Origin of the sequence: Streptomyces sp. NPDC046977, assembly GCF_040644455.1 — a bacterium.
Taxonomy (GTDB): Bacteria; Actinomycetota; Actinomycetes; order Streptomycetales; family Streptomycetaceae; genus Actinacidiphila.
Map to the genome: position 1 here is coordinate 573,996 of NZ_JBEYWO010000001.1, position 24,840 is coordinate 598,835.

General features: G+C 72.3%; 23 protein-coding genes. 14 read left to right on the forward strand and 9 right to left on the reverse strand.

The window, feature by feature from the left end; genetic code table 11:
* Positions 1-43: 43 nt before the first annotated feature.
* Positions 44-1,435 (forward strand): FAD-dependent oxidoreductase, encoded by a 1,392-nt coding sequence (locus ABZ883_RS02215; protein WP_360900033.1) that lies wholly within the window; start codon positions 44-46, stop codon positions 1,433-1,435.
* Between the two features lie 62 nt (positions 1,436-1,497).
* Here ABZ883_RS02215 and ABZ883_RS02220 read toward each other — a convergent pair whose 3' ends face one another.
* From ABZ883_RS02220 to ABZ883_RS02230, 3 genes are all read right to left on the reverse strand, one after another.
* Positions 1,498-2,244 (reverse strand): SDR family oxidoreductase, encoded by a 747-nt coding sequence (locus ABZ883_RS02220; protein WP_360900036.1) that lies wholly within the window; start codon positions 2,242-2,244, stop codon positions 1,498-1,500.
* A gap of 210 nt (positions 2,245-2,454) precedes the next feature.
* Positions 2,455-3,231 (reverse strand): hypothetical protein, encoded by a 777-nt coding sequence (locus ABZ883_RS02225; RefSeq protein ID WP_360900221.1) that lies wholly within the window; start codon positions 3,229-3,231, stop codon positions 2,455-2,457.
* Positions 3,232-3,514: 283 nt separating this feature from the next.
* Positions 3,515-4,114, reverse strand: coding sequence for a class I SAM-dependent methyltransferase (locus ABZ883_RS02230; RefSeq protein WP_360900039.1), 600 nt, complete (start codon positions 4,112-4,114; stop codon positions 3,515-3,517).
* A gap of 62 nt (positions 4,115-4,176) precedes the next feature.
* Here ABZ883_RS02230 and ABZ883_RS02235 point away from each other — a divergent pair, with 62 nt between their 5' ends.
* The 7 genes from ABZ883_RS02235 (at position 4,177) to ABZ883_RS02265 (ending at position 10,208) form a co-directional block, all read left to right on the forward strand.
* Positions 4,177-4,512: a YnfA family protein gene (locus ABZ883_RS02235; RefSeq protein ID WP_360900042.1), complete on the forward strand. Its 336-nt coding sequence runs from the start codon at positions 4,177-4,179 to the stop codon at positions 4,510-4,512.
* 134 nt (positions 4,513-4,646) lie between these two features.
* A complete protein-coding gene (locus tag ABZ883_RS02240; RefSeq protein ID WP_360900045.1) occupies positions 4,647-5,417 on the forward strand; it encodes an MHYT domain-containing protein in 771 nt (256 codons plus the stop codon).
* Complete coding sequence (locus ABZ883_RS02245; protein ID WP_360900048.1) at positions 5,414-7,993, forward strand: nitrate- and nitrite sensing domain-containing protein; 2,580 nt, start codon at positions 5,414-5,416, stop codon at positions 7,991-7,993. Before ABZ883_RS02240 ends, ABZ883_RS02245 begins: the two co-directional genes overlap by 4 nt.
* Positions 7,990-8,412: a roadblock/LC7 domain-containing protein gene (locus ABZ883_RS02250; RefSeq protein WP_360900051.1), complete on the forward strand. Its 423-nt coding sequence runs from the start codon at positions 7,990-7,992 to the stop codon at positions 8,410-8,412. The genes ABZ883_RS02245 and ABZ883_RS02250 overlap by 4 nt, the downstream gene beginning before the upstream one ends.
* A 15-nt stretch (positions 8,413-8,427) precedes the next feature.
* Complete coding sequence (locus ABZ883_RS02255; RefSeq protein WP_360900054.1) at positions 8,428-8,823, forward strand: DUF742 domain-containing protein; 396 nt, start codon at positions 8,428-8,430, stop codon at positions 8,821-8,823.
* Entirely contained in the window at positions 8,804-9,394 is a 591-nt protein-coding gene (locus tag ABZ883_RS02260; protein ID WP_360900057.1) for an ATP/GTP-binding protein, read from the forward strand. Before ABZ883_RS02255 ends, ABZ883_RS02260 begins: the two co-directional genes overlap by 20 nt.
* A 145-nt stretch (positions 9,395-9,539) precedes the next feature.
* The gene (locus tag ABZ883_RS02265) at positions 9,540-10,208 is read left to right on the forward strand and encodes a hypothetical protein (RefSeq protein WP_360900060.1); all 669 of its coding nucleotides are present in this window, start codon (positions 9,540-9,542) and stop codon (positions 10,206-10,208) included.
* A gap of 27 nt (positions 10,209-10,235) precedes the next feature.
* Here the strand turns inward: ABZ883_RS02265 and ABZ883_RS02270 are convergent, their stop codons facing one another.
* Positions 10,236-10,664 (reverse strand): PPOX class F420-dependent oxidoreductase, encoded by a 429-nt coding sequence (locus ABZ883_RS02270; RefSeq protein WP_360900063.1) that lies wholly within the window; start codon positions 10,662-10,664, stop codon positions 10,236-10,238.
* 306 nt (positions 10,665-10,970) lie between these two features.
* Between ABZ883_RS02270 and ABZ883_RS02275 the strand changes: the two genes are divergently transcribed.
* The 5 genes from ABZ883_RS02275 (at position 10,971) to ABZ883_RS02295 (ending at position 15,599) form a co-directional block, all read left to right on the forward strand.
* A complete protein-coding gene (locus ABZ883_RS02275; protein WP_360900066.1) occupies positions 10,971-13,238 on the forward strand; it encodes an ATP-binding protein in 2,268 nt (755 codons plus the stop codon).
* Positions 13,235-13,645, forward strand: a complete 411-nt coding sequence (locus ABZ883_RS02280) for a roadblock/LC7 domain-containing protein (RefSeq protein ID WP_360900069.1) — start codon at positions 13,235-13,237, stop codon at positions 13,643-13,645. Before ABZ883_RS02275 ends, ABZ883_RS02280 begins: the two co-directional genes overlap by 4 nt.
* A 6-nt stretch (positions 13,646-13,651) precedes the next feature.
* Positions 13,652-14,068 carry a DUF742 domain-containing protein gene (locus ABZ883_RS02285; protein WP_360900072.1) on the forward strand — a complete coding sequence of 139 codons (417 nt, stop codon included), beginning with the start codon at positions 13,652-13,654 and terminating at the stop codon, positions 14,066-14,068.
* A 48-nt stretch (positions 14,069-14,116) separates the two neighbouring features.
* The gene (locus tag ABZ883_RS02290) at positions 14,117-14,596 is read left to right on the forward strand and encodes a macro domain-containing protein (RefSeq protein ID WP_360900075.1); all 480 of its coding nucleotides are present in this window, start codon (positions 14,117-14,119) and stop codon (positions 14,594-14,596) included.
* A gap of 94 nt (positions 14,597-14,690) precedes the next feature.
* Complete coding sequence (locus ABZ883_RS02295) at positions 14,691-15,599, forward strand: DUF6397 family protein (RefSeq protein ID WP_360900078.1); 909 nt, start codon at positions 14,691-14,693, stop codon at positions 15,597-15,599.
* 29 nt (positions 15,600-15,628) lie between these two features.
* Here ABZ883_RS02295 and ABZ883_RS02300 read toward each other — a convergent pair whose 3' ends face one another.
* From ABZ883_RS02300 to ABZ883_RS02310, 3 genes are all read right to left on the reverse strand, one after another.
* Positions 15,629-16,147 carry a DNA starvation/stationary phase protection protein gene (locus ABZ883_RS02300; RefSeq protein WP_360900081.1) on the reverse strand — a complete coding sequence of 173 codons (519 nt, stop codon included), beginning with the start codon at positions 16,145-16,147 and terminating at the stop codon, positions 15,629-15,631.
* Between the two features lie 314 nt (positions 16,148-16,461).
* Positions 16,462-17,328: an acyl-CoA thioesterase II gene (locus tag ABZ883_RS02305; RefSeq protein WP_360900084.1), complete on the reverse strand. Its 867-nt coding sequence runs from the start codon at positions 17,326-17,328 to the stop codon at positions 16,462-16,464.
* 100 nt (positions 17,329-17,428) lie between these two features.
* Positions 17,429-19,942: a DUF3516 domain-containing protein gene (locus tag ABZ883_RS02310; protein WP_360900087.1), complete on the reverse strand. Its 2,514-nt coding sequence runs from the start codon at positions 19,940-19,942 to the stop codon at positions 17,429-17,431.
* 132 nt (positions 19,943-20,074) lie between these two features.
* Between ABZ883_RS02310 and ABZ883_RS02315 the strand changes: the two genes are divergently transcribed.
* Positions 20,075-20,869, forward strand: a complete 795-nt coding sequence (locus ABZ883_RS02315; RefSeq protein WP_360900089.1) for a metal-dependent hydrolase — start codon at positions 20,075-20,077, stop codon at positions 20,867-20,869.
* Positions 20,870-20,911: 42 nt separating this feature from the next.
* Here ABZ883_RS02315 and ABZ883_RS02320 read toward each other — a convergent pair whose 3' ends face one another.
* Both ABZ883_RS02320 and ABZ883_RS02325 read right to left on the reverse strand, forming a co-directional pair.
* A complete protein-coding gene (locus tag ABZ883_RS02320) occupies positions 20,912-22,693 on the reverse strand; it encodes an ABC transporter ATP-binding protein (protein ID WP_360900092.1) in 1,782 nt (593 codons plus the stop codon).
* The gene (locus ABZ883_RS02325; RefSeq protein WP_360900095.1) at positions 22,690-24,504 is read right to left on the reverse strand and encodes an ABC transporter ATP-binding protein; all 1,815 of its coding nucleotides are present in this window, start codon (positions 24,502-24,504) and stop codon (positions 22,690-22,692) included. Before ABZ883_RS02325 ends, ABZ883_RS02320 begins: the two co-directional genes overlap by 4 nt.
* Between the last annotated feature and the right edge of the window lie 336 nt (positions 24,505-24,840).

Sequence of the window (24,840 nt, forward strand, 5' to 3'; positions counted from 1 at the left end):
TGGCCGCGCACGATACCGGGGGGCGGGCGCATACGCTGCGTCCATGACGGAACGGCTGGTGGTCATCGGGGGCGACGCGGCGGGCATGTCGGCCGCGTCCCAGGCACGCCGACGCAGGGGCCCGGAGGATCTGGAGATCATCGCCTTCGAACGCGGCCGCCGGACGTCCTACTCGGCGTGCGGCATCCCCTACTGGATCGCCGGGGACGCCGAGGGCCCCGACGAGCTGATCGCCCGCTCGCCCGAGGAGCACCGGGCTCGCCACATCGATGTGCGGCTCGGCACCGAGGTGGTCGGCATCGACACGGACGCGCGCCGGGTGCGCACCCGCGACTCTTCCGGCGCCGAGGACTGGACCGGGTTCGACCAGCTCGTGATCGCCACCGGAGCCGTCCCCAAGCGGCCCGGCATCCCGGGGATCGACGCCGCCGGGGTGCACGGGGTGCAGATCCTCGACGACGGGGAGGACATCCTCGATGCGCTCGACGGCACCCCGGCGCGGAACGCGGTCGTGGTCGGCGGCGGGTACATCGGCGTCGAGATGGCCGAGGCCATGCTGCGGCACGGACTGCACGTCACGCTGATCGAACGGGCCGAGGAGCCCATGTCCACCCTTGACCCGGACATGGGACACCTGGTGCGCAAGGCCATGGAGGGGCTCGGGGTCACGGTCGTCACCGGTTCCGCCGTGCGCGAGGTGCTGACCGGCGCCGACGGCCGGGTCCGCGCGGTGGCCACCGACGAGGGGGAGTACCCGGCCGACGTCGTCGTGCTCGGCCTCGGCGTGGCGCCCAACACGGGGCTGGCACGGGAGGCCGGGCTGCCGCTCGGCGAGCACGGCGGGCTGCTCACCGACCGTGCCATGCGAGTGCGGGGCGCCGACGGCATCTGGGCGGCGGGGGACTGCGTGGAGGTCCTCAACCTGGTGTCCGGCGGGATGCAGCACATCCCGCTGGGCACCCACGCGAACAAGCAGGGCCGGGTTGTCGGCACGAACATCGGCGGTGGCTATGCCACCTTCCCCGGGGTTGTCGGCACCGCGGTCAGCAAGGTCTGCGACCTGGAGATCGCCCGTACCGGCCTCAAGGCCTCGCAGGCCGACGCGGCCGGCCTGCAGTACGTGACCGCTGTCGTGGAGTCCACCAGCCGGGCCCGCTACTACCCGGGCTCGGCCCCCATGACGGTCAAGGCCATCGCCGAACGCGGCACCGGGCGGCTGCTCGGACTGCAGATCGTCGGACGCGAGGGCGCGGCCAAGCGGGTCGACATCGGCGCGGTGGCCCTGACCGCGGGCATGACAGCCGAGCAGGTGACCGCCCTCGACCTCGGCTACGCCCCGCCGTTCTCGCCGGTGTGGGACCCGGTGCTGGTGGCGGCCCGCAAGGTCGCCGAAAAGGTGCACCAGGACCCGCGCGAGGACCCTCGGGCGGGCTGAGCCGGGAGCACCGGCAGGGTCCTGCCGGTGCGCTGCCGTGCGACAACTGCCGACGCCGGCTGTCAGATGGCTCCGCCGTTGATGAAGAGGGTCTGGCCGTTGATCCAGCGGCCGGGGCCCGCGAGGAAGGCGACCGTCCCCGAGACGTCGTCCGGCTCGCCGAGTCGCCCGAGCGGCGGCTCCGCGGAGATACGGTCGATCACCTCCTGGCTCTTCCCCTCGAAGAACAGCGGCGTGGCGATGGGGCCGGGGGCTACGACGTTGACGGTGATGTCCCGCCCCCGCAGTTCGCGCGCGAGGATCAGGGCCATGGCCTGGATCGCGCCCTTGGTCGCCGCGTACGCGGTGTAGCCGGGCCGGCTGAACTTGGTGATGGAGCTGGAGAAGTTGATGATGGCGCCGCCGGAGCGGAGCCGTTTCGCGGCCTGCTGGTTCACCACGTAGGTGCCGCGGACGTTGACGCGCAGCAGTCGGTCGAGCTGGTCGAGGTCGAAGTCGACCATCGGGCCGACCGGCATGATCCCCGCCGCGTGGACCAGGACGTCGACCCCGCCGAACTCGGTCTCCACCTCGTCGAACATGGCGGCGACCGCGACCTCGTCCGCCACGTCCGCGCGTTTTGCCACGACCGCCCCGCCACTGGCGGCAATCTCCTTGACGGTGTCGTTCGCCTGCGCCTCGTTCCCCGAGTAGTTCACCACGACCTGGTAGCCGAGCCGGGCGAGATAGCCCGCTGTCTCCCGGCCCATGCCGCGTGTACCGCCGGTAACAACAACCACGCGACCCGCGCCTTGCTCTGCCTCGCTCATGATCTGCCTCCCTCTCGTCCCTCTGTGAGGCCGCCGACGGCCCCGTTGGGCCAGGCACAGCGGCGCACTGGTGGGGAGCACCACTGCGTGCACTGCCGAAACCCCATCCGCTGTCTACTCATCCTGATGGCAGATGCACGGCGGCGCTTGTTCACCGACGGTGGGCCGTCCGGGGGCGACAGGGCCGGACGGGGACCCCGGCGGGCGGGCTCAGCTGGGCCGGGCGGCCAGTTTGTCCAGGGCTTCCAGCAGCCCCGGCAGTTCGGGTCCGCGGCCGACTGGGAGCACCTCGCCCGGCTCCTCGTCGAGCAGCACAAAGGCGACGTCGTCGGTGCGGGCCACCAGGCTCCAGTCCGTCCCGTCCACGCGCAGCGTACGGACGCCCTCCCCGGCCGCCGTCGACCGTATGCGGCCGGGTGGCGGAGGGGTGGTGACGTACTCCTGGGCGGCGGTGAGCGCGCGGCGCACGCCGGGGTGGAGCCCGCCCTCCGCGCGCGTGTCCGGCTCTGCCTCCCCGTCCTCGCCGGACTGCGTCCCCCCGGCCCCGCCGGACCCGGTCGGTTCGCCCAGCTGTTCGCGCCAGGTGCGCCACTGAAGGGCTATCTCGTCGGCGCCCATGCGCCGCTGAGCCGGCCCCCACTGCTCGCTGTCCGGCGGCGAGAGCGGGCGCCCCGCGTCCTTCTCGTCGGGGTCGTGGGGTGCGGCGACTCCCGGGGCGGCGACGGCCACCGGCAGCGGCCAGCCGGGCAGGGCGGCGATCACCGAGTGCTCTTCGGGGGACAGGTCGTACTCCAGCCCGCAGTCCCAGGCGGCCAGGGCGCAGGCCACGAGGGCGGTGTCGTTGACCGCCACGGTCCACCGGGCGCCCGCCCCGTCCTGCCCGAAGATCAGGCCGTAGCCGTCGGTGACCGCTTCGAGGCCGAGCTCGGCGCAGGCCGCCGGGTAGTCGTCGGCGAGGACGCTGGGGAACTGCGCGGGCGTCAGCATCGCCGCCGTGAGCACGAACAGCGCGTCGTCGTCCGTCGCGGACACGGGCACCCCCTTCCGAATGGTTCTCCGTGGTGGGCGCACCCTAACCAGCCGGTGAGACCCGCGTCGAGAGCGGAGTGACGCCTGTGGAAAACCCTTCACCGGCCCGGAAGCACGCCCGCGAACCGCCGCGGCGGTCAACGTCCGCACCCTGCATGGCGGCTGCCTGCGCGAATGCGGTACCGGTGCCTCCGTTTCGCGTCCGTGCGGGTGCGGTGAACGGCGTCGCGGTCGACGAGGCCTATGCCTTGGTCGAGGCCGTCGCCAGGAACCGGTCGTCGGTGTCCGTGTAGCCGTTCATCGTCCAGCCCGCCTCGTCGAGCAGAGGGCGCAGGTTCGGCTCGGCGCGCAGGTCGTCGGGTGTGAGCCGGCGGCCCTGCCGGGCGGCGAGTGCCGCCCGGCCGATGGGGTGGAAGAGGGCCAGCAGTCCGCCGGGCCGGGTCACCCGGGCCAGTTCGCGCAGGCACGCACCGGGGTCCGGCAGATGGCCGATGAGCCCGGCGGCGAAGACGGCGTCCACGACGTCGTCACACAGCGGCAGGCGTGCGCAGTCGGCCAGCACCAGGGCGCCGTCCGCCCCGCGGCCCGCCCGGACCGCCGCGGCCAGCATCTCGGGCGTCAGGTCGGCGCCCACGACCGCGCCCGACGGGCCCACCGCGTGCCGGAGGAACGGCAGCGCGCGACCGGTGCCGCAGCCGGCGTCGAGCACGGTCTGTCCGGGACGCAGACCGATTTCGGCCACGGCCGCCCGGTAGGCGGGACCGTCGTGGGGGAAGCGGTCGTCCCAGTCGGCGGCCCGGGCGGCGAAGAACTCACGCACATGAGCGGGGTCGGAATGCATGTCGGACACCTCTGGTGGGAGCCGCGGCCGGGGCAGCGGGGGGCGCGGGGCATCATGGTCGCATGTTCACGCTCCGTTCGATCGCCCTCTTCGTGCTTGCCGCGCTCCTCGAGATCGGCGGCGCCTGGCTGGTGTGGCAGGGCCTGCGCGAACACCGCGGCTGGGCCTGGATCGGCACCGGTGTGATTGCGCTGGGCCTGTACGGATGTGTGGCCTCCTTGCAGCCGGACGCCCAATTCGGCCGCATTCTGGCCGCCTATGGCGGCGTGTTCATCGTGGGCTCGCTCGCCTGGGGGGTGGTCGCGGACGGTTACCGGCCGGACCGATTCGACGTCATCGGGGCACTGGTGTGCCTCGTGGGCGTCGGGGTCATCATGTATGCGCCTCGTGGCTCCTGAAACACCGCTGCCCTGTGCAGGTTCGGGCTCTGCGCGATCGTTCGGCAGCGCGCGGGGAAAGCACCCTGTCAATTAACGCAGGGTTCCGTCATGGCCGAAGCCGGGTGCCGCCCCCGCACTAGCGTCCGGTGGCCATGGGACACATGGACCACGCCGCCTTCGGCTGGCTGACGCCGCTGCTCTCGTACGCCATGGCGTGCGTCGGAGCGGCCCTCGGACTGCGCTGCACCGGCCGCGCGCTCGCCGCCACCGGCCGCTCCCGCCGCAACTGGCTGCTGACGGCCACGAGCGCGCTCGCCACCGGCATCTGGACGATGCACTTCGTCGCGATGCTCGGTTTCCGCGTCAGCGGCACCGAGATCCGCTACAACGTGCCGCTCACCGTGCTGAGCCTGCTGGTCGCCCTCGTCGTCGTCGGTCTCGGCGTCTTCGCCGTCGGCTACGGCAAGGGGCGTTTCCTGGCACTGGCGGCCGGCGGGCTCACCACCGGCCTGGGCGTCGCGAGCATGCACTATCTCGGGATGGCGGCGATGCGCCTGCACGGCGAAGTCTCCTACGACCCGTGGGAGGTGGCCCTGTCCGTGTCCGTCGCGGTGGCCGCGGCGACCGTCGCCCTGTGGGCAGTGCTCACCGTGCACCGGCCCGTCGTCGTCGCGGGGGCGTCGCTCCTCATGGGCGTCGCGGTCAGCAGCATGCACTACACGGGGATGCTCGCCGTACGGGTGGACGTGCGGCCCTCGGCCGCCGAGCTGGGCGGGGCCGGGGCGACCGCCTTCCTCTTCCCGCTCATCGTCGGCCTCGGTTCGTACCTCTTCCTCACCTCTGCCTTCGTCGCGCTGTCCCCGACAGCGAGGGAACGCGGGGCCTCGGCGGCCGCCACGCGGCTCGGGGAGGGTGCCGCGTGACGCCGCAGCGCGGCCGCCGGGCGCACGCCGGTCTGCCCGCCGACGAGCGGCCGCAGCGGACGTCCCTGCCGGGCCTGCGGCCCAGAACCGTCCGCGCGAAGATCGTCTGCCTGCTGATGGTGCCCGTCGTCTCCCTGATGGCGCTGTGGGCCTTCGCGGCCGTCACCACCGCGCAGGACATATCCGGTCAGATTCGGGCGCAGCGCATTGCAGAAACGATCCGCGAACCGGTCGTCACCACCATCACCGCCCTGGAGGCCGAACGCCGCGCCGCGGGGCACGCCATGGCGGAGCCGACGTCCACGTCCGCTGCCGCCGAGTTGCGGCGCCGGGCCGCGGCGACCGGCCGCGCCGTCGCCGAACTCCGCCTCGGCAAGAAGCACACCGTGGCCGACGGAACCGGACTGCCCAGTGAAGTCGCCGACCGCGTACGCGCCTTTGTCGGTGCCGTGGACGGCCTCGACGCACTGCGCCCCGGCGACAGCGGCAGGCCCGCCGAGTGGGGCCGGGTCTACCAGGCCTACACGGACGCGATCACGGACGCCTTCGCCATTGCCGACGCCATCGCGGAATCGCCCCAGTCCCGCGTCGCCCTGGACATTGGACGCGCGGCGGAACAACTGGCCTGCGAGGACGCCCTGCTTTCCACCGCCGCCCTGCAGCACGACCTGCCCACCGCGCGCTACGGGGACGTGAGCGGGGCCGTCCGCGCCCGCCGGCTCCTCCTTGCCGCCGCCGAGCCAGGGCTGACCGGCGACAACCGCCGTGCCTGGGAGCGGCTCAGCGGGTCCGAGGAGTACGCGGACCTCGCGGTGGTGGAGGACGCCGTGCTGGCCGCGGGCCCCGGCAAGGCCGCGGCCGACGCGGCTCCGGCCGCCGCCTGGGAACCGGCCGCCGGCCGCGTGTCGAGCGGCCTGGCGGCGATCGCGGTGGGCACGGCCCCCGCCCAGCAGCCCGTTCTGCACAGCCTCCTCAGCCGCTCGGGGACGGCCGTGCTCCTCGGACTGGTCGCCGTCGTCGCCTCGCTGCTCATCTCCGTGCGCATCGGGCGTGGCCTGGTCGTCGAACTCGTCGAACTGCGCAACACCGCCTTCGACCTCGCCCGCCGCAAACTGCCGCGCGCCATGCGGCGCCTGCGCGCGGGGGAGTCGCTCGACCTGGAGGCCGAGGCCCCGATCGGGCGCCACGGAAGCGACGAGATCGGGCAGGTCGCCGAGGCGCTGGCCACCGTGCAGCGCTCCGCCCTGCGGGCCGCCGCGGAACGCGCGGAACTCCTGAGCGGCGTCTCCGGGGTCTTCGTCAACCTCGCCCGCCGCAGCCAGGTGCTGGTGCACCGTCAGCTCGCCCTGCTCGACTCCATGGAGCGGCGCACGGAGGACCCCGAGGAACTGGAGGACCTGTTCCGGCTCGACCACCTCAGCACCAGGATGCGTCGCCACGCGGAGGGCCTGATCATCCTCTCCGGGGCGGCACCAGGCCGCGCCTGGCGCAAGCCCGTACCGCTCGCCAATGTGGTGCGCGCCGCGGTCGCCGAGGTTGAGGACTACGCGCGCGTCGAGGTCCGGCGGCTGCCCAGGACGGCGGTGGTCGGCGCCGCGGTCGCCGACCTCACGCACCTGGTGGCCGAACTGGTCGAGAACGCGACCCAGTTCTCACCGCCGCACACCAAGGTGCGCGTGTACGGCGAGCAGGTCGGCAACGGCTTCGTCCTCGAAGTGGAGGACCGCGGGCTCGGCATGGGCGCGGAAGCCATGGCGGAGGCCAACCGCCGTATCGGCCAGTCCCAGGCACTCGACCTGTTCGACAGCGACCGGCTCGGCCTGTTCGTCGTGAGCAGGCTCGCCGCCCGGCACGACGTCAAGGTCGCGCTGCGCCCCTCGCCCTACGGGGGCACGACCGCTGTCGTCCTGCTGCCCAGCGCTCTGTTGCAGACCGGCGTCCAAGAGACCGACGCCGCCAAGGCACCCGTGACCGGCGGCGTGGCGCCCACGGTCCACGGGAGCGGCACCCTGGCCGAGGAGCCGGTGCACGCGGTGGCGGGGGCCCCGCGCCGGCCCGGTGGCGGACCGCGGAGCGCGGCACCCGGCCCGGTGCCGGAACGCGAACCGGCCCCCACGCCGATGCCCCCGACCGGGCCCGCCCCGGTGCCGGCCCCTGTGCCCGTCGCCCCGGCGCCTGCCTCCGCCGAGCGTGAAGCGGCGGCCGCGGAGGACGGACCGCTCCCGCGCCGGGTACGGCGGGCCAGCCTCGCCCCGCAACTGCTCGAACGGCCCGCCGCCGACGGCACGTCGCCCACCGGGCCGGAGCGGGAGGCGCCGGAGCGCTCCCCCGAGCAGGCACGCGCGACCCTGGCGGCCTACCGCAGTGGCTGGATCCGTGGTGGGGGCGCCCTGCCGCGCGAAGGCGACGGCGACACGGACAGTGCAGCCCGCCGTCCGCTGCGGGCCGCTCCGCCGCCCGAGCACGGCCACAACGGTGCCCGCGGCCTCGGCGGCCCGCTTACGGCCCCGGAGAACGGCGACACCGACACCGGCCGTACCCCCGGCAGGGCATCCCGCGAAGGAGAGCACGGATGATCGACGCATCGAACCGGTCCGGTGAGCTGGACTGGCTCCTGGACGACCTCACCGACCGGGTCGCCCAGGTCCGCCACGCCGTGGTGCTGTCCGGCGACGGGCTCGCGGTGGGCGCCTCGCGCGGACTCAGCCGGGAGGACGCCGAGCACCTGGCGGCCGTCGCCTCGGGATTCCACAGCCTCGCGAAAGGCGCCGGCCGGCACTTCGACGCCGGTGCGGTCCGGCAGACCATGGTCGAACTCGACCACGGCTTCCTGTTCGTGGCCGCCGCGGGAGAGGGCTCCTGCCTCGCGGTGTTCACCACGGCGGGCGCCGATGTCGGCCTCATCGCCTACGAGATGGCCAGACTCGTCAAGCGCGTCGGCGAACATCTGCACACACCGCCGCGCCTCGGGGCCGCCGGCCCCGTCGCCGGCTGACCGGGCCGAGGGGTGATGAACGGCGGGCACTCGCGCCGTACGGGCGACCACTGGTACGACGACGAAGCCGGGCCCATGGTGCGGCCGTACGCCCTGACGGGTGGCCGGACCCGGCCCGGCACGGCCGGTGCCGTACTGGACCTGATCGCCCTGGTGATCGCCGAGCCCGGTGCGGCCGACGACCCGTCGCTCACCCATGAGCACGCCGCCCTGCTCGCGCTGTGCCGGCGCACCGCCCAGTCGGTCGCGGAACTCGCGGCTGAGTCCGACCTGCCGGTGGGCGTCGTACGCGTCCTGCTCGGCGACCTGCTGGCGCTCGGCTGCGTACGGGTCCGCGGCCCGGTGCCACCGGCGCAACTCCCCGACGTGAGCATTCTGCGAGAGGTGATCAATGGACTCCGGGCACTCTGACACACCGCCCATGGCGCTGAAGATCCTTATCGCCGGCGGCTTCGGGGTGGGCAAGACCACCCTGGTGGGAGCGGTGAGCGAGATCCGGCCGCTGCGCACCGAGGAACAGCTCACCGAGGCCGGGCGGGGGGTCGACGACACAGGTGGCGTGGAGCGCAAGACGACCACCACCGTGGCGATGGACTTCGGCCGCATCACCATCAGGGCGGACCTGTCGCTGTACCTGTTCGGCACACCCGGGCAGGACCGCTTCTGGTTCCTCTGGGACGAGCTGGCGCAAGGTGCGCTCGGCGCCGTGGTGCTGGCGGACACCCGCCGCCTGGAGGACTGCTTCCCCGCGGTGGACTTCTTCGAGCACCGGCGCATCCCCTTCGCGGTGGCCGTCAACCGTTTCCCCGGTGCGCGCGACCACGGTCCCAAGGACATCGCCAGGGCGCTCGACCTGGACGACGGCACCCCTGTGCTGACATGCGACGCGCGGGAGCGGGCGTCGAGCAGGGACGTGCTGATCGCTCTGGTGGAGCACGCGGGGCGGATGCACGCCGCCCGCCTGCTGGACTCCGTGAGCTGACGGTCCGTCGGCGGGCGGGCACCCTAGCAGAACGGCGCGGCTGAAAATGAATAACAGCGTGCATTGAGGGGCTTCCGAGCCGGGTGCGTACAGGTGGGCAGGCGGGGCGTACGGCCCCCGAGCCTCTATCGCGCTAGGAGTTCAGATGCACAAGCGGATCGGTGCCGCAGTCGCCGGAACGGCCGCTGCCCTCCTCCTCGTCACCGCCTGCGGCAGCGGGGCGTCGTCCGGTTACGACCAGGCGAGCAACGTGGCCCCCGCGGCCCAGCAGCAGAACGCGGCCCAGTCGGCCCAGCCCGGCGCCGACTCCTCCGGCGCCTACGGCTACGACGACCCGTCGACGGCGAGTCCTTCCGCGAGTTCCGACGACGGTTACGGCTACGGCGACGACAGCAACGGCTCCGGGGACACCGCGGAAGATGTCTCGGACAAGAAGTGGCCGATCCTGTCGGTCGTCAACGACGCCAAACTCGGCGACATCCTGGTCGACTTCAAGGGACGCACGCTCTACCGGTTCGACAAGGACACCGACTGGCCGATGGTGTCGAACTGCACGGGCGACTGCCTGAAGAAGTGGCCGCCGGCCAAGCCCGTCTCCAAGGCGGAGGCCGAGGCCGCGGGCCTCAACCCCAAGCTCGTCAGCACCTACACGCGGTCGGACGGCACCAAGCAGCTGTCGTACAACTGCTGGCCGGTCTACTGGTACACCGGCGACACCAAGGCCGGCGACACCAACGGTCACGGTGTCGGCGGCACCTGGTGGGCGGTCGCCGCGAACGGCAAGAAGGCCAACGGCGGCAAGCCGGTCAACTGAACCGGCGTGGCCGGCCGGCCCCTGGCGTCAGCCGGCCACGTCGGCCTCGGCGAGCACCTTGTCGATCCGCACCCGCACCAGCAGCTCGCCGGGCACACCATTGCGCTTCCCGTACTCCACCGCCCGCTCTTCCCCCATGTAGCGGGCCGCGATCCTGGTGGCCCACTCCAGCAGCGGGCCGGGATCATCGCTCACCTCGGCACGACCCTCCATGACCACGAACGAGAACGGCGGCCGGTCGTCGTCCACACACAGGGCGACCCGGCCGTCGCGTGCGATGTTGCGCCCCTTGGCGGTTCCCGCGCCGGTGTTGAAGACCAGATCGTCCCCGTCCAGCAAGAACCAGACGGGCGCGAGGTGCGGCCGCCCGTCCGCGCGGACCGTCGCCAGCTTGCCCGTCCGCGTCCCGGCGGACACAAAGGCCCGCCACTCTTCCTCGGTCATCCTGTGTCCCATAGCTCCATCCTGCCCCGGGAGGGCGCCGAAGGGGTGTCCGGGGGCCGCTGGACGGGTGCGATGCACGGCGCACCACAGGAATTCCCGTGCTCTCGTTCCCGCCGTCGAGCGTGCGACGCGGGCGTTTCCGCGACGCCGCCGGATCGTTGGCGTGGTGTGAAAGCGCATCCGGCCGATTCGACGGGATTCGACGGCCGGCGGCCGCCCCGGGCTGTGACTTGTCACAGTCGCCGCTTGTCAGGGGGCCTTCTTCGGTCAGACTGTGCCCTTCCGTATCGAACCCATGGTCGACCGAGGACCTGACGCATGCGCCTGCGCCCCCGCACCATCCGCACGCAACTCGTGGCACTGATCCTGGTGCCGCTCCTGTCGCTGGCGGGTCTGTGGACGTACAGCACCTACACCTCGGTACGCGGAGCCTTCGCCCTCATCGGGATCGCCGAGACCTACCGCTACTACGGCACCCCGGCCGACGATCTGGCCCGCGCGCTGCAGGTGGAACGACGCCTCGCCGTCACCTATGTCGCCTCCGAGGGCGCACAGGGCGGCACCGAACTCGCCCGGAGCGAGAAGGACACCGACCGCCTGCTGGCGGTCCTGCGCGACCACGCGCGCGACCAGGCCCGCGGCGCACCGCTCGACCTGGTGCAGAACCAGCGGCTGACCGAGATCCTCACCGCTGCCGAGGATCTGCGGCCGCTGCGCGCCGAGTTGCGGCGGCCCGACTTCGGCTGGTCCATGGCGCTGCACCGCTACTCGTCTGTGATCGACCCCACCTTCCGCCTGCGCGGCGCACTCGCCTCCCTGCAGAGCGGCGAGGTGGCCCACCAGGGCGGTCTGGTCATCGAGCTCGTCCGCGCACGGGAACTGCTGTCCCGCGAGGACGCGATGATCAGCGCCGTGCTGGCAGGGCAGCCCATGTCCGTCAGCCAGTACCGCGAGTTCGTCAGCACCGTGGACGGCCGGAAGCTGCTGCACTCGATCGTCGACCCGGAACTGAGCAAGTCGGCCAAGGAACGTCTCGACCAGTTCGGCGGCGGCAGCGTCGCCTGGTCGCTGGACTCCATGGAGTCCGCCGTGCGCTCCGCCGGCGCGGCGGACGTCGGCAGCGTCGTCTCGCACGACTGGCGGCTCAACGCCGACCGCGCCCTCGCACAGCTCAGCACCATCAACCTGGAGGCCGCCCGCGAAATCGGCGACCAGGCGCGCGAGGACGGCATGGGCGTCCTCCTGCGGACCGGTGCGGTCAGCCTCGCCGGCCTGCTCGCGGTCGTCCTGACCGTCGTGGTCTCCCTCCTGATCGGCCGCAGCATCGCCCGTCGGCTCACCCTGCTGCGCAACGAGGCGCTGGAGCTGTCGGGCACCCGGCTTCCCGAGGTGCTGCACCGGCTGCGGTCCGGTGAGGAGCTCGACGACGACGCCGTGGCCCGCGCCGCCCCCGAACTGCACCTGGGCGTGGACGAGATCGGGCAGGTGGGCAGGGCCTTCAACACCGCGCAGCGCGCCGCGGTGCGGGCGGCCGTCGACCAGGAGCGGATGCGCCGCGGAGTGTCGGCGGTCTTCACCACCCTCGCCCGCCGCAGCCAGGTGCTGCTGCACCGTCAGCTCACCCTCCTCGACGGCATGGAGCGCCGCTCGCAGGACCCGGCCGAGCTCGACGACCTCTTCCGCGTCGACCACATCGCCGTCCGCATGCGGCGCCATGCCGAAGGCCTGCTGATCCTCTCCGGCAACGCCCCTGGCCGTGCCTGGAGACGCCCGGTGCGGCTCGCGGAGGTGGTCAGGGCGGCGGTCGGCGAGGTGGAGGACTACCAGCGCGTGGTCGTACGGCGCATGCCCAGGGTGGCGCTCGTCGGCTCCGCGGTGGCCGACGTGCTCCACCTGCTCGCCGAACTCATCGACAACGCCACCGCGTTCTCCCCGCCCGAGAGCAGGGTCGAAGTGCGCGGTGAGGTGGTCGGCGGCGGCTACGTCGTGGAGATCGAGGACCGCGGGCTCGGCATGAGCGCCGAACGCCTCGCCGAGGCGAACAGCGAGATGGGCGAGGCCGCCGCGGGCACCGACCTGCCGGAGACCGACCGCCTCGGACTGTTCACCGTCGGGCGGCTCGCGGCCCGCCAAGGCGTACGGGTCGCACTGCGCCGCGGCCGGTACGACGGCACGGTGGCCGTGGTGATGATCCCGCAGGCCGTGCTGGTGGACGGGTCGTCGGACGACGCCGAGACCGGGGAGCACGTGCTGCGGCCCCGGTCGGTGGCGGAGCCGCCCGGTGGTGACCGCGCCGACAAGGCCCCGCGCACGCCGCGGACCCGCCGCGGACCCTCGCGGCCCAAGGAGGACGGGCGCACCGGGGCGGGCTTGCCCAAGCGGGTGCGGCAGGCCAGTCTCGTAGCCCAGCTCAGGGAGGACACCGTGCACGACAGCCCGGCCGAGCCGCCGGCCGGCGGACAGGAAAGGGAACGATCTCCGGAAGAGGCTCGTTCCACCATGACGGCGTTCACGCGCGGCCTCGCCCGCGGACGGGACGCGGCAACACCGCACGGGACTGCGGAGAACGGGGGCAACGGGGGATGACCGTGAGCAACGGACTCACCTGGCTGATGGACGACCTGACGGAACGGGTGCCGCACGTCCGGCACGCGCTCGTGCTGTCCGGCGACGGTCTGGTGACCGGCGCGAGCACCAGTCTGGACCGCGCGACGGCGGAGCACCTGGCCGCTGTCTCGTCCGGGTTCCACAGTCTCGCCAAGGGCGCCGGACGGCACTTCGAGGCAGGCGGCGTACGGCAGACGATGGTCGAGTTCGACGACGGCTTCCTGTTCGTCACGGCCGCCGGCGAGGGCAGTTGCCTGTCGGTGCTGAGCGGGGTCCAGGCGGACGTCGGCCAGATCGCCTACGAGATGACCCTCATGGTTCACCGGGTCGGTGAGCACCTCGGTGTCGCACCGCGCCGGCACGACGCGGCGGCCCCCGGGGAGTGATGCAGCATGACGCCGAGCCCGCCGGAGGACGAGGGCGCGCTCTGGTATGACGACGAGGCCGGTCCGATGGTGCGCGCCTACACCATCACCGGTGGCCGGACCCGGCCGGACTCGGACGGCGATGTCGACCTGATAGCCGTCATGATCGCTGCCAACACCGCCCGCTCCTCAGCCAGTGCTGTCGCCGTGTCCGAGGACGGCCTCGACGACGAGCACCTCACCCTGCTCGACCTGTGCCGCGACGGGCCGCTGTCGGTCGCCGACCTCGCGTCGGAGGCGGACCTCGCCCTGGGCGTGGTCCGGGTGCTCCTCGGTGACCTGCTGCGCGAGGGCCACCTGAGGGCGATCCGCCCCGTGCCCCCGGCCGAACTGCCGGACGTCGGGGTGCTGCAGGACGTCATCAACGGGCTGCGGGCCTTGTGAGGCGGTCGTCCGCGGCCTGATGTCGGTGCCCGGACATACCGTGATGCCATGACCGGGATCACGTATGTCCGGGGCGACGCCACCGCCCCACTGGGCGGGGGCGTGAAGCTGATCGCCCATGTGTGCAACGACCTCGGCGGGTGGGGCAAGGGCTTCGTGCTCGCGGTGTCCGCCCGCTGGGCGGCGCCCGAGACGGCCTACCGGCGCTGGCACCGCGAACGCGCGACGAACGACTTCGGGCTGGGCGCGGTCCAGTTCGTCGAGGTCGGGCCGGCGCTCTGGGTGGCCAACATGATCGGCCAGCACGGGATCCGGCGGGGCAGCAAGGGCGTGCCGGTCCGGTACGAGGCGATCGACGCGGGATTGGCCGCCGTGGCGGACCGGGCCGCCGGGCTCGGGGCGTCGGTGCACATGCCGCGCATCGGCTGCGGTCTGGCGGGCGGGAGTTGGCAGCGCGTGGAGCCGATGATCGAGGAGCGGCTGGTGCGCCGGGGGACGGCCGTGACCGTCTACGACCACGGCGGGTGACGGAGTTATCCACAGGTCCGGACGGGGTGTCGGTCCCGTGTTCTACATTCGTGACTGTCAGTGATGAACGGTCACGGAACGACGGGGGATCGACATGGGTGTGCAGGAGCTTGTCGTCGCGGAAGCGCTCGGTGTGCTGCGGGCGCGTGAGGAACTGGGTCTGGAGGCGGACGAGTTCGAAGTCGCGCTGCGGACGGGAGAGATCCGCACCACACCCGCGGCCGGAGGGCGGCGGCGCGTGGTGCGCAAGGACGTGGAACGGCTGCGGGCCGAAGAGGGCTTCCCCGAAACCCTCAGGGAGCGGCTGAGGCTGGTGGGGAGCGTCGAGGGCGGTGAGCTCATCGGCATCACCCGCGACCGGTTCACCAGACTCGCCAAGGGGGGTCTCATCCGCCCCGTGCGGTGGTACGTGAACCGCTACCGGACGGTCGTCTGGCTCTATCTGGCCGTTGATGTGCGGCAACTGGCCGTGGACCACCCGGCCTTGCTCGCGGGCCGCCTTCCGGCCGCACTGCGCGACGCCCTGGACGAGGGGGAGGACCAGCGCCCCCGTGGCTGGCGGGCCCGGCGTGTGGAGGAGATGGTGCGGGATGCCGCTGACGCCTGGGGCGAGGCGGCCGCCTGGGCCGCGCTGTTGGGCCCGGAAGCGGCGGCGGAGGCCGTGCCGGATCCGCATGAGCGGGCCTATCTGCGCCGCCTCCGACCGGGACTGCCGCCCGGGAACACCGGTTCGTACGCCGCGCGCGAGGTGATCGACGCCCATGTCGTGGCCGACCACCCCGACGAAGTCGCCTTCGCCCACGTATCGCTGGCGGACGCGATGCTGCGGGCGCGCGCCGTCCGGCCGGCGCCCGGGTCGGGTGTCGAACGGCAGCCGGGGCCCGCCGATCTCGCGCCGCCGAAGGAGCTCGCAGCTTCGCCGAGTGCCGCCCGGTCACCTCAACCGCCCGGACGGACCGCGGGGGGCCGCTGGCGGCGGCTCCTGGGCCTCGGAGCGGGGTGAGGGGCTTCAGGGGGCGGGGACCGGTGGCGTCACACGCGACCCACCTGGCGGTTCTCGGCGCTCACCATCCAGGCGTGCTCTTCGAGCGTGTCGATGACGGAGTGGAGGATGTCCGCGGTGGACGGGTCCTCCGCGTCCACACCGTCGTGCAGACGCCGCATGGTCGCCGTCGCCGCGTGCAGGCGCGTCGTGATGAGGTCCACCACGTCCGCGACGCTCTGCTCCCCCTCGGGGAACTTGGGCAGGGTCGTGGTGGCCGTGACGGTGTCGGAACGCCCGTCCGGGACGGCGTGGAGGCTCCTCATGCGCTCGGCGATCGTGTCGCTGGCCTCACGAGCGTCGTCGACGATGTGGTCCAGCTGCTTGTGCAGGTCACGGAAGTTGTGGCCGACCAGGTTCCAGTGGGCCTGCTTGCCCTGGAGGTGCAGTTCGACCAGCTCGACGAGAATCGCCTGAAGGGCCTCGGACAACTGCCGGGAAGCCGTGAACCCCACGGCCGCCTCGTGCTCGGAGAGACGCGCAGTCGAGGGGACTGTGTGCGACGTCATGTCTCTGCTCCTTGGATAGAGAGGTCTTTCCGGGACGCGGGGTCTCGCGGTCGATGCGCAGTGAGCGGCCGCCCGACTGCGCATCCGCTCATGCGCCGACGGCCTCGTGCGCTGCGCCTCAGCGGTGGATGGTCCGTCGTCCTCGCCGCCACCGGACAGCCCCCACGGGCCGTCCTTGTGACACGCGTCCCTGCGAGGAGGCGCAACACGACATCGCCCTCGCACGACCATCATGTGCACGGCACACGGAGATACGCCATTCGAGGGAGTGGCGCCTGCGCCGCGGACCGCTGCGCGGGGCAGCGGGACGGCTGTCAGTCCTCGTGCTTCCGGAACAGCCCCTCTTGGACCACCGAGACCAGCAGCCTCCCCTCGCGGTCGTAGATGCGTCCACGGGCCAGCCCGCGGGCGCCGGTGGCGACCGGGGACTCCTGGTCGTAGAGGAACCACTCGTCGGTCCGGAACGGCCGGTGGAACCACATTGCGTGGTCCAGCGAGGCCATGTCGAAGCCGCGCGGCCCCCACAACGGCTCGATCGGCACGCGAACGGCGTCCAGCAGCATCATGTCGCTGGCGTACGTGAGCGCGCAGGTGTGCACGAGCGGGTCGTCGCCGAGCGGGCCCACGGCGCGCATCCAGACCGCGCTGCGCGGCTCCGCGCCCGCGACCTCCTCCGGGGTCCAGCGCAGCCGCTCCACATAGCGGATGTCGAACGGCTGCCGGCGCGCCATGCGCTCCAACTGCTCCGGCAGGCCGCCCAGATGCTCGCGGATCTCGTCCCCGAGGCTCGGCAGGCTCTCCGGGTCCGGGACCTCCCGCATCGGCAGCTGGTGCTCGAAGCCGGGTTCCGGCAGATGGAAGGAGGCAGTCAACGTGAAGATCGTCCTGCCCTGCTGCACCGCGACCACACGGCGTGTGGTGAACGCCTTCCCGTCGCGTACGCGCTCCACCTCGTACACGATGGGCACGCCCGGACGGCCCGGCCGCAGGAAGTACGCGTGCAGGGAGTGCACCGGCCGGGTCCCGTCCGTGGTGCGGCCGGCGGCGACCAGCGCCTGGCCCGCGACCTGCCCGCCGAAGACCCGCTGGATCCGCTCGTCGGGGCTCTGCCCCCGGAAGATGTTCTCCTCGATCTTCTCGAGGTTCAGCAGGTCCACCAGCCGCTCGGCGGGGTTGGTCATCGGGCGTGCCCCTTCCGTTCCTGCTCCGCTTCGGTGTCCTGCCGTGCCTCGGTGGCGAGGGCGCGGGCGCCCGCGGCCGTGCGTATCTCGGGTGCGGCGGTCACAGCGTGCCCACCGCCGTCACCTTGACCACCGCGCGTCCCTCCTCGTCGGAGGCGGTCAGGTCGATGTCGGCCGAGATGCCCCAGTCGTGGTCGCCGGCCGGGTCCGCGAAGGTCTGCCGCACCTTCCACAGGGCGTCCTCGGGGCGCTCCTCGATCTGCAGCAGCTTGGGGCCACGGGCGTCGGGCCCGGTCCCCAGGTCCTCGTACTCGTCCCAGTAGGCGTCCATGGCGTCCGCCCACGCGTCCGCGTCCCAGCCGGACTCGGCGTCGAGTTCGGCCAGTTCGGAGTAGTGCTCCAGGGCGGCCAGCTCCACCCGGCGGAACATCGCGTTGCGCACCAGCACCCGGAAGGCCCGGGCGTTGGCCGTGACGGGCTTGACCTGGTCGGCGCGCTCCTGCGCCTCCTCGGCGGTCATCTCGGCGGGGTTCGCCAATTGCTCCCACTCGTCGAGCAGGCTGGAGTCGACCTGGCGGACCAGCTCGCCCAGCCAGGCGATGAGGTCCTGGAGGTCCTCGGACTTCAGGTCGTCGGGGACGGTGTGCTCCAGCGCCTTGTAGGCGCTCGCCAGGTAGCGCAGCACGATGCCCTCGGTCCTGGCCAGCTCGTAGTGCGACACGAACTCGCTGAAGGTCATGGCGCGTTCGTACATGTCGCGCACCACGGACTTCGGCGAGAGCGGGTGGTCGCCGACCCAGGGGTGGCTCTTGCGGTAGACGCCGTAGGCGTGGGAGAGCACCTCCTCCAGCGGCTTGTCGTAGGAGATCTCCTGCAGCCGCTCCATCCGCTCCTCGTACTCGATCCCGTCGGCCTTCATGGCGGCGACCGCCGCGCCGCGCGCCTTGTTCTCCTGGGCGGCCAGGATCTGGCGCGGGTCGTCGAGGGTCGACTCGACGACCGACACCATGTCGAGCGCGTAGGAGGGCGATTCGGGCTCCAGCAGCTCGAAGGCGGCGAGCGCGAAGGTGGACAGCGGCTGGTTGAGCGCGAAGTGCTGCTGGAGATCCACGGTCAGCCGGACGATGCGGCCCTCCTCGTCCGGCTCGTCCAGGCGCTCCACCACTCCGCCCGCCAGCAGCGAGCGGTAGATCGCGATGGCCCGCCGGATGTGGCGCAGTTGCGACCGGCGGTCCTCGTGGTTGTCCTCCAGCAGCCTGCGCATGGCCTCGAAGGCGTTGCCGGGGCGCGCGATCACCGACAGCAGCATCGCGTGGGTCACCCGGAAGCGGGAAGTCAGCGGCTCGGGGTCGGAGGCGATCAGCTTCTCGAAGGTGGTATCGGACCAGCCGACGAAGCCCTCGGGCGCCTTCTTGCGGACGACCTTGCGGCGCTTCTTCGGGTCGTCCCCGGCCTTGGCCAGCGACTTCTCGTTCTCGATCACGTGCTCGGGCGCCTGGGCGACGACCAGCCCCGCGGTGTCGAACCCCGCGCGGCCGGCCCGCCCGGCGATCTGGTGGAACTCCCGGGAGCGCAGCACCCGCACACGGTTGCCGTCGTACTTGGTCAGCGCGGTGAACAGCACCGTGCGGATCGGCACGTTCACCCCGACACCGAGGGTGTCGGTGCCGCAGATGACCTTCAGCAGGCCCGCTTGGGCGAGCTTCTCCACCAGGCGCCGGTACTTGGGCAGCATGCCCGCGTGGTGCACGCCGATTCCGTGCCGGACGTAACGGGAAAGATTGCGTCCGAACTTGGTGGTGAAGCGGAAGTTCCCGATGAGCTCGGCGATGGCGTCCTTCTCGGCCCGCGTGCACATGTTGATGCTCATGAGCGCCTGCGCCCGCTCCACGGCGGCCGCCTGCGTGAAGTGCACGATGTACACCGGAGCCTGCCGGGTCTCCAGCAGCTCCGTCAGCGTCTCGGTGAGCGGCGTCAGCTTGTACTCGTACGACAGCGGCACCGGACGCGTCGCCGAGCGCACGACCGACGTGGGCCGGCCGGTACGGCGGGTCAGGTCCTTCTCGAACCGGCTGACGTCACCAAGGGTCGCCGACATCAGCAGGAACTGTGCCTGGGGCAGCTCCAGCAGCGGGATCTGCCACGCCCAGCCGCGGTCCGCCTCGGCATAGAAGTGGAACTCGTCCATGACGACCTGGCCGATGTCCGCGTCCTTGCCGTCGCGCAGCGCTATCGACGCGAGCACCTCCGCCGTGCAGCAGATGACGGGCGCGTCCGGGTTGACCGAGGCGTCACCGGTGAGCATGCCGACGTTCTCGGTGCCGAAGAGCTTGCACAGGTCGAAGAACTTCTCCGACACCAGCGCCTTGATCGGCGCGGTGTAGAAGGTGACCTCGTCACGCGCCAGGGCGGCGAAGTGCGCACCGGCCGCGACCAGGCTCTTTCCCGAGCCGGTGGGCGTCGACAGGATGACGTTCGCCCCCGAGACCACCTCGATCAGCGCCTCCTCCTGGGCGGGATAGAGCGAGATGCCCCGGCCCTCCGCCCAGGTGGCGAAAGCTTCGAAAAGGGCGTCGGGGTCGGCCTCGGCAGGGAGCTGATCGATAAGGGTCACACCCCCATCTTGCCTGCCGCGGGGTCCGGGGGATGAACCGGCGGTACGAGCGAAGATCGGCCGACGGTATGGTGTGCCGTCGATTGGACGTCAACTCCGCTTCAGGGCGGGTCGAAAGGGGCGGGACACGCCATGATGGGACCGGCACATTCTGTCTCCGGAGCGGCAGCTTGGCTGGCAGTGGGTGCGGTCGCCGCGGGGCTCAATCATCCGATGCCCTGGCCGACCCTCGTGGTCGGTGCGCTGATCTGTGCCGGTGCGGCTCTCGCTCCTGATCTGGATCACAAGGCGGCCACGATTTCCCGGGCATTCGGCCCGATTTCCCGATGGCTGTGCGAGGTCATCGACAAGCTGTCCTTCGCCGCCTACCGAAAGACCCGCAAGCCCGGTGACCCGATACGCCAGGGCGGGCACCGCACTCTGACCCACACGTGGCTCTGGGCGGTCATGATGGGCGCCGCCGCCTCCGGCCTGGCATGGGTCGGCGGCCGGTGGGCCGTGGTCTTCATCCTCTTCGTGCACGCCGTGCTGGCGGTCGAAGGGCTGTTGTGGCGGCAGGCCCGGATGTCCAGCGACATCCTGGTCTGGCTGCTCGGTGCGACCAGCGCCTGGGTGCTCGCCGACACCCTGGACAGCACGCAGAGCGGCAAGGGCTGGCTGCTGACCGAGCCCGGTCAGCAGTACCTGTGGATCGGCATCCCGATCGTGCTCGGCTCCATCGTGCACTGCCTCGGCGACGCGCTGACCGTCTCGGGCTGCCCGGTGCTGTGGCCCATTCCCATCGGGCGCCGGCGCTGGTACCCGCTGGGCACCCCCAAGCCCATGCGGTTCCGTGCGGGCAGCAAGGTCGAGATCAAGGTGCTGACCCCGATCTTCTTCGTGATCGGCGGCGTGGGTGCGGTGGGGGCGCTGGTCTTCGGCGCCTGAGCACCCCCACCGCGGCTCGGCGCGCGGCGCCGTGGCGGCCGGCTATCCGTGCCAGGACCGCCACAGCGCCGCGTAGGCGCCGTCCGCGTCCACCAGCTGGTGGTGGCTGCCCAGCTCGCTGATCCGGCCGCCCTCGACGACCGCGATCAGGTCCGCGTCGTGCGCCGTGTGCAGCCGGTGCGCGATGGCCACCACCGTCCGGCCGTCCAGGACACGGGCCAGCGACCGCTCCAGGTGCCGTGCGGCCCGCGGGTCGAGCAGCGAGGTGGCCTCGTCCAGCACCAGGGTGTGGGGGTCGGCCAGCACCAGGCGGGCGAGCGCCACTTGCTGCGCCTGGGCCGGCGTGAGGGCGGCCCCACCCGAACCCACCTCGGTGTCCAGGCCCGACTCCAGCGCCCGCGCCCAGCCCTCGGCGTCCACCGCGGTCAGGGCCGCCCACAGCTCGGTGTCGTCCGCTTCGGCGCGGGCGAGCAGCAGATTGTCGCGCAGGGTCCCGACGAAGACGTGGTGCTCCTGGTTGACCAGGGCCACGTGCTCGCGGACCCGCTCCGCGGGCATCCGGGCCAGCTGGGCGCCGCCGAGGGTGATCTCACCCGTACGGGGTGCGTAGATCCCCGCCAGCAGCCGGCCCAGGGTCGACTTCCCGGCGCCGGAGGGCCCGACGAGGGCGACCCGGGTGCCGGGGCGCACCCGCAGCGTGACGCCGTGCAGCACGTCGCTGCCGGCGCGGTAGCCGAAGCGCACCTCGTCGGCGTGGACGTCGCGGCCGTCCGGCGCCACCTCGGTGTCGCCGGCGCCCGGCTCGATCTCCCGTACGCCCACCAGACGGGCCAGGGAGACCTGGGCGACCTGGAGTTCGTCGTACCAGCGCAGGATGAGATTGATCGGGTCGACCAGCATCTGCGCGTACAGCGCGCCGGTGGTGAGTTCACCGACCGTGACCCAGCCGTGCAGGACCAGCGTCCCGCCGATGAGCAGCACCGCTGCCAGGATCAGGGTGTACGTCGCGTTGATCACCGGGAAGAGCACGCTGCGCAGCCACATCGTGTAGCGCTCCCAGGCCACCCACTGCCGGATGCGCAGGCGGGAGAGCTCCTCGCGCCGTTCCTCCAGCCGGTGGGCCTCGATGGTGCGCCCGGCGTCCACCGACTCGGCCAGGACCGCCGAGACGGCCGCGTAGCCGGCCGCCTCGGAGCGGTAGCCGGCCGGCGCCCGGCGGAAGTACCAGCGGCAGCCCAGCAGGAGGACCGGCAGCGCCACCAGCACGGCGAGTGCCAGTGGGGGCGAGGTGACGGTGAGGGCGCCGAGCAGCAGCCCGCCCCAGACCACGGCGATCGCCAGCTGGGGCACCGCCTCGCGCATCGCGTTGGCCAGCCGGTCGATGTCCGTGGTGATCCGGGACAGCAGGTCTCCGGTGCCCGCCCGTTCGAGGACGCCCGGAGGCAGCGCGACCGACCGTACGAGGAAGTCCTCGCGGAGGTCGGCGAGCATCCGTTCGCCCAGGACGGCCCCGCGCAGCCGTACCTCGCGCACGAAGAACGTCTGCACGGCGAGGGCGGCGGCGAAGAACGCCATCGTGCGCCCGAGGTGCAGGTCCCTGTCGCCCGCCGACAGGCGCTCGACCAGGTGTCCCAGCAGGTAGGGGCCGACCATCGAGGCGAGGACGGCCACCGCGTTCAGCGCGATGAGGGCGACGAAGGCGCGCCGGTGGCGGCCGACGAGTTCCCTGACGTAACCGCGCACCGTGGTGGGCGATCCCACCGGCAGGGTGCTGGCCTGCTGCGGCGCGGCCGGGTCGTAGTCCGGCGGTGGCACGCCGATCATGCGGGTTCCTCGGCTTTCCGTAGTGACTCGAAGGGGTGGAGTTCGGTTTCGGTCTCCCGGGTGACCACGGCGCGGTAGCCGGGGTCGGCGAGGAGCAGTTCGCGGTGCGTCCCCGCGCCCCGCACCGAGCCCTCCTCGACGAAGACGACCCGGTCCGCCAGGTCCAGCAGCAGCGGGCTGGAGGTGAGGACCACCGTGGTCCGCTCGGCGCGTAGCGCCCGCAGGCCGTGCGCGATCCTGGCCTCGGTGTGCGTGTCGACAGCGCTGGTCGGTTCGTCGAGCACCAGGACCTCCGGGTCGACCATCAGCGAGCGGGCCAGTGCCAGGCGCTGCCGCTGCCCTCCGGAGAGCGACCGTCCCCGCTCGGTGATCCGGGTGCGCATCGGGTCGCCCGACGCGTCCACGGAGGCCTGGGCCAGCGCCTCCAGCACGTCGTCGCACTGTGCCGCGGCCAGAGCGTCCGCAGGCGCGACGGCGCCCGACCGCGGCACGTCCAGCAACTCGGCCAGCGTCCCCGACAGCAGCACGGGGTCCTTGTCCTGCACGAGCACCAGGGCCCGTGCGGCGGCCAGCGGGAGCCCGTCCAGCGCCGTGTCGCCCAGCAGTACCGATGGGTCCTCCGCGGTGCGTTCCGGGCTGTGGCCGCCGAGCCGGTCGGCCAGCGCACCCGCCGCGTCCGGATCGCCGCACACGACGGCGGTCAGCTTTCCGGCGGGCGCCAGCAGGCCTGTGGCGGGGTCGTACAGGTCTCCCGGCGCCGTCGGCGCTTTAGGCGGAGAGGCGTCGGTGGCGACGGCGTCAGCCCGCCCCACGGTGTCCCGCCGCAGTGACAGGACCCGCGCCGCGCGCTTGGCGGAGGGCTTGGAGAAGGAGTACGCCATCGCGATCTCCTCGAAGCCCCGCAGCGGGAAGAGCAGGAAGACCACGGCGCCGTAGACGGTGACCAGTTCGCCGACCGAGATCCGGCCGTCCAGCGCGAGGCGCGCTCCGTACCAGGTCACCGCCAGCAGCAGCAGTCCGGGCAGCGCCACCTGGAGCGCGCTGATCAGGGACCACATCCGGGCGCTGCGCACGGCGGCCTGCCGGACCTCCTGGGACGCGCGCCGGTAGCGGGTGAGGAACTGCTCCTCGCCGCCGATGCCGCGCAGCACCCGCAGTCCGGCCACCGTGTCCGAGGCGAGTGCGGTGGCCTTGCCGGCCTTGGTGCGCTGCTCGTCCGCCCGCCGGGTCGCGTGCGGCAGGAGCGGGAGTACCGCGAGCGCCAGGACGGGGACGCAGGCCGCGACGATCAGACCGAGTTCGGGGCGGTAGACGACGAGGGCGACCGTCACGCCGACGGTCGCCAGGAGACTGGACGCGAAGCGGGCCAGCGCCTCCACGAACCAGCCGATCTTCTCGACGTCCCCCGTGCTGACGGCGACGACCTCACCGGCCGCGACCCGGCGGGTGAGCACCGAGCCCAGTTCGGCCGTCTTGCGGGCCAGCAGCTGCTGCACCCGGGCGGCGGCGGTGATCCAGTTGGTGACGGCGGTTCGGTGCAGCATGACGTCGCCCACCGCCGAGACCACTCCCAGAGCGAGGATGAGGCCGCCCGCGAGCGCGAGCCTGCCGCCCGAACGGTCCACGGCCGCTTGGACGGCCAGGCCGACCGCCGCGGGCACGCCCGCGAACGCCGCCATGTTGAGGGTGCCCCAGAACGTGGCCGTCGCCTGGGCGCGGATCTGGCGTTTCTCGAGCCAGAGCAGAAGTCGGAAGCCGGACCGGGTGTCGGGGACACCCGGATCGGCATGGGGGAGAGAACGTAGCGACATGGCGTCCCGGCATCGGAGATGGGGGTGAGTGAGGACGTGCCAGGGTCGCTCGCCGACGGGGTGAATTCAACCGGTTTTTTCCTCGGTACGGGGAAGGCTCCATGTTCGTGATCCCTCACGACTGACGGCCGCGGCAGTGGCGGGCGACACAGCCGACTGACGGCGACTCAGAGTGCGCTCACGCCCCCAGAGTTGTCCTTCCCGGAAACGTCACGCAGGTTGTTTCTGCAAGAGGTTGAAAGTTTTTCCACGCGACGTATTGACGGTGTCCGCCCGCGGGGCCAGTCTCCTGTCCGGAGTTCCCACGGGCGGGAACTCCGCCCCCCACTCGATGGC